We start from the raw sequence: 3,726 nt of genomic DNA, 5'->3' as shown, positions 1-3,726 counted from the left end.
CCAGCTGTTCCACGGCGCGCAGTACGCGGTGTGGAGCGATGACCTGCCCGCGGCGGTGACCATGCTGGAGAAGGCCGTGCGCCTGCCGGGAGTGTCCCCGCAGAACCGTGTGAACCACTTCCGCACCCTCGCCCAACTCACCGGGGACCTGGGCCGCACGGAGGACGCTGACCGGTGGCAGAGCCGGGCCGATGAACTGGAGCAGACCCTGGAGCAGACCCTGGAGCAAGGCCCGGCCGGCACCCCGGAGGGTGGCACCGGTGCGTAGCGGGGACCAGAACACCTTCCAGGTCGACCTCGGCGGGGTAATCGACCTGCTCAGCCGCCACATCTACTCCGGACCCCGCGTCTACCTGCGGGAACTGCTGCAGAACGGGGTGGACGCCGTCGCCGCCCGGCGCGAGGCCGACCCGACCGCCCCCGCCGAGATCAGGATCCGGCCCCTCACCGCCGACCGGGCCACCTTCACCCTCACGGACACCGGCTCCGGACTGACCGCCGACGAGGCCCGTGACCTGCTCACCACCGTCGGCCGCACCTCCAAGCGTGACGAGTTCGGTCTGCAACGTGAGCGTCGGCTCGGCCAGTTCGGCGTCGGTCTGCTGAGCTGCTTCATGGTCGCCGACGGCATCACGATGGTCTCCCGGTCGGCGAACCCCGGGGCGCGGGCGGTCCGGTGGACCGGGTTCACCGACGGCACCTTCGAGCTCACCGAACTCACCGACGACCAGACGGCCGCATTGCCGGTCGGCACGTCCACGCACCTCACCCCGCGTCCTGATGAACGCGCCCTGCTCACCGAGGACACGGTGAAGCGCATCGCCGCGGAGTACGGCCGCTATCTACCGGTGGCGATCACGGTAGAGGGAGCGCGGCGCACGGGAATCACCACGGACCCGGTGTTCGTCGCCGGAGTGGACAAGCCCACCCGCCTGGCCGCCGGCCGGGCGAGGTTGGGCCGCTCCCCGTTCGACGTCATCGACCTGGCGGGGCCGGACAGCCCGGGGCTGCAGGGAGTGGCCTACGTCCTGCCCACCCCGCAGGCACCCCACAGGACCCGTGAGCACAGTGTCTACGTCAACCGGATGCTGGTGGCCCACGGGCCTACCCCGCTGCTTCCCCCCTGGGCGTTCTTCGTCGAATGTGAGATCGACTCCACCCAGGTTTCTCCCACGGCCTCCCGTGAGTCCCTGGTGGAGGACGCCGCCCTCGCCGCCTCCCGCGAACATGTCGGGCAGCGGATCCGGACCTGGTTGCTGACCATGGCACGGTCGGCGCCGCACCGGCTCCGTGAGTTCACCGCAGTCCATGACCTGGCGTTGCGCCAGCTCTGCGTCTCCGACGGGGAACTGGCGGCGACCGTGCTGCCGTTCCTCTCCTTCGAGACAACGGACGGCCGCCTGACCGCCACGGAGATCAGGGACCGTCTCACCGACTCCGGCCGGTCACTGCAGATATCCCGGGGACTCGACGATTTCCGGCAGATCGCCGCGCTCACGCCGCCGAACCCTACCGCGGACACGCCGATGGTGGTCAACGGAGGCTACGTCCATGACAGTGAGCTGGTACGGATGCTCCCCCGGGTCTTCGACGGGGTCACCGTCTCCACGGCGGACCTGCGTGCGTCCCTCGACCTGCTGGAGGTTCCGCCGTTGGCGGTGTCCGGTCAGGTCACCGCCCTGGAACAGCGTGTCACCGAGTCTCTCGGGGGCCACGGTGTCCGGGGAGCCGTGCGGGTCTTCGAGCCCTCGGATCTGCCGGCGGTCTTCGTCACCGACCGGGACGCCACGGCCTCTAGGGACCGGCGGGACGCGAAGGGCCGGACGACTGACCGGTGGGCGGGCATCCTCGACACGGTCGACCTCGCCTTCCGCACCGCCATCCCCGCCGACGGGGAGGCAGGACCGCTGTCCGTGCTCTGTCTCAACTGGTCCAGTCCGCTGGTCCGTCAGCTCGCCGGGACGGGCGATGACATGGTCGTCTCCCGGACCACGCGACTGCTGTACGTGCAGGCGCTGCTGGCGGGACGCCACCCGCTGGGGACCCGTGAGCGGGCCCTGCTCACCGGTTCGCTGTCGGATCTCGTCGCCCTCTCCCTCGGGCCGGAGGTGTAGGTGCAGGTCCGCACGTGGATGACCGTGGTAAAGAGGCTTACCGCTACGCTGGGGGGATGGCTGAACCAGAGTCACCTGACAGTCCGACCGTCCACCCCACTGATCCCGGGACTCTCCGCGGAGCGGTGGGGCTCTACCCCGATGACATGCACCCGGGACTGGTTCCCGGCATCAGTGTCGACGAGCAACGCAACCGGTTCGGAGTGGACAGGTTGGTCTTCGGGACCACCGCCGCTCTGGTCCTCGCCTTCATAGTCTGGGGTGTCACCAGCCCGGATTCGGTGTCCTCGGTGTCCTCGACGATGTTCTCCTGGGCGATGGAGAACACCGGCTGGTTGCTGAACACCGTCATGATCACCGCACTGGTCGTCATGGTTTACCTGGCGTTCTCGCGGTTCGGGAATATCAAGCTCGGTAAGGACGACGAGGAGCCGGAGTTCTCCCGGTTCTCCTGGATCGCCATGATGTTCGGTGCCGGTATCGGGGTCGGCATCTTCTTCTTCGGCCCCTCGGAACCGCTGTGGTACTACATGTCCCCGCCACCGCACACCGTCGAGGCGGACACCCCGGAGGCCCTCCACCAGGCGATGGCCCAGTCACACTTCCACTGGGGGCTGTCCCCCTGGTCCCTCTACGCACTGGTCGGCGGAGCACTGGCCTACAGTACCTACCGTCGCGGCCGCGTCTCGTTGCTGTCCTCGGTGTTCCGCACACTGTTCGGCGAGCGGCGGACCGAGGGCGTGGCCGGGCGGCTGGTCGACATCATGGCGATCATCACCACCCTGTTCGGCACCGCCGCCACCCTCGGACTGTCCGCGATCCAGATCGGCTCGGGGGTGGAGATCGTCTCCGGGGCCGGGAAACTCGGCAACAGTGTCCTCATCATCATCATCGCGGTGCTCACCATGGCGTTCATCATCAGCGCCGTCTCCGGGGTCTCCCGGGGGGTCCGGTACCTCTCCAACCTGAACATCACCCTCACCCTCGGCCTGATACTGTTCGTCTTCCTCGTCGGGCCGACCCTGTTCCTGCTCAACCTGGTGCCCTCAGGGGTGGCGTCCTATATCTCCGGGTTGGTCGAGATGATGGGCAAGTCCCTGTCCTGGGGTCAGGAGACCGTCGACTTCCAGGCGTCCTGGACCGCGTTCTACTGGGCGTGGTGGATCGCATGGACCCCGTTCGTCGGGATGTTCATCGCCCGGATCTCCCGGGGCCGTACCCTCCGCGAGTTCGCCACGGTCACCACTCTGGTCCCGACGGCGATCCTCGTGCTCGCGTTCACGATCTTCGGTGGCACCGCCATCACCCAGCACCGCGACGGCGCCGAGGGGATGGACGGGGACGCGTCCTCCGAGCAGATCCTGTTCTCGATGTTCGACAATCTCCCGTTGGCCGGGATCACCCCGTTCCTCATCATGTTCGTTCTCGCGGTCTTCTTCGTCACCTCGGCGGACTCGGCGTCCCTGGTGATGGGCACCCTGTCGGAGAGGGGAAACCCCGAGCCCCGCAAGACCATCGTCGTGTTCTGGGGCCTGTGCATGATGGGTATCGCGGTGGTCATGCTCCTCGCCGGTGGGGAGAATGCGCTGGAGGGTCTGCAGAACCTGACGAT

At 68.0% G+C, this 3,726-nt stretch carries 3 protein-coding genes; all 3 read left to right on the top strand.

Going from position 1 to position 3,726, the window contains the following annotated elements:
• Positions 1 to 268: hypothetical protein (locus tag QZV72_RS06550; RefSeq protein ID WP_297006472.1), on the top strand; the 268-nt coding region annotated here is incomplete at its 5' end.
• Positions 261 to 2,114: an HSP90 family protein gene (locus QZV72_RS06545; RefSeq protein ID WP_297006470.1), complete on the top strand. Its 1,854-nt coding sequence runs from the start codon at positions 261 to 263 to the stop codon at positions 2,112 to 2,114. The genes QZV72_RS06550 and QZV72_RS06545, both read left to right, overlap by 8 nt.
• 146 nt (positions 2,115 to 2,260) lie before the next feature.
• Positions 2,261 to 3,726, top strand: a 1,466-nt coding sequence (locus tag QZV72_RS06540) for a BCCT family transporter (protein WP_297006474.1), incomplete at its 3' end; no start/stop codon positions are given.

Origin of the sequence: uncultured Corynebacterium sp. (genome assembly GCF_902782855.1) — a bacterium.
Taxonomy (GTDB): domain Bacteria; phylum Actinomycetota; class Actinomycetes; order Mycobacteriales; family Mycobacteriaceae; genus Corynebacterium.
The sequence above is the reverse complement of the archived record's forward strand: the minus strand, read 5'-3'. Positions and strand labels throughout refer to the sequence as shown.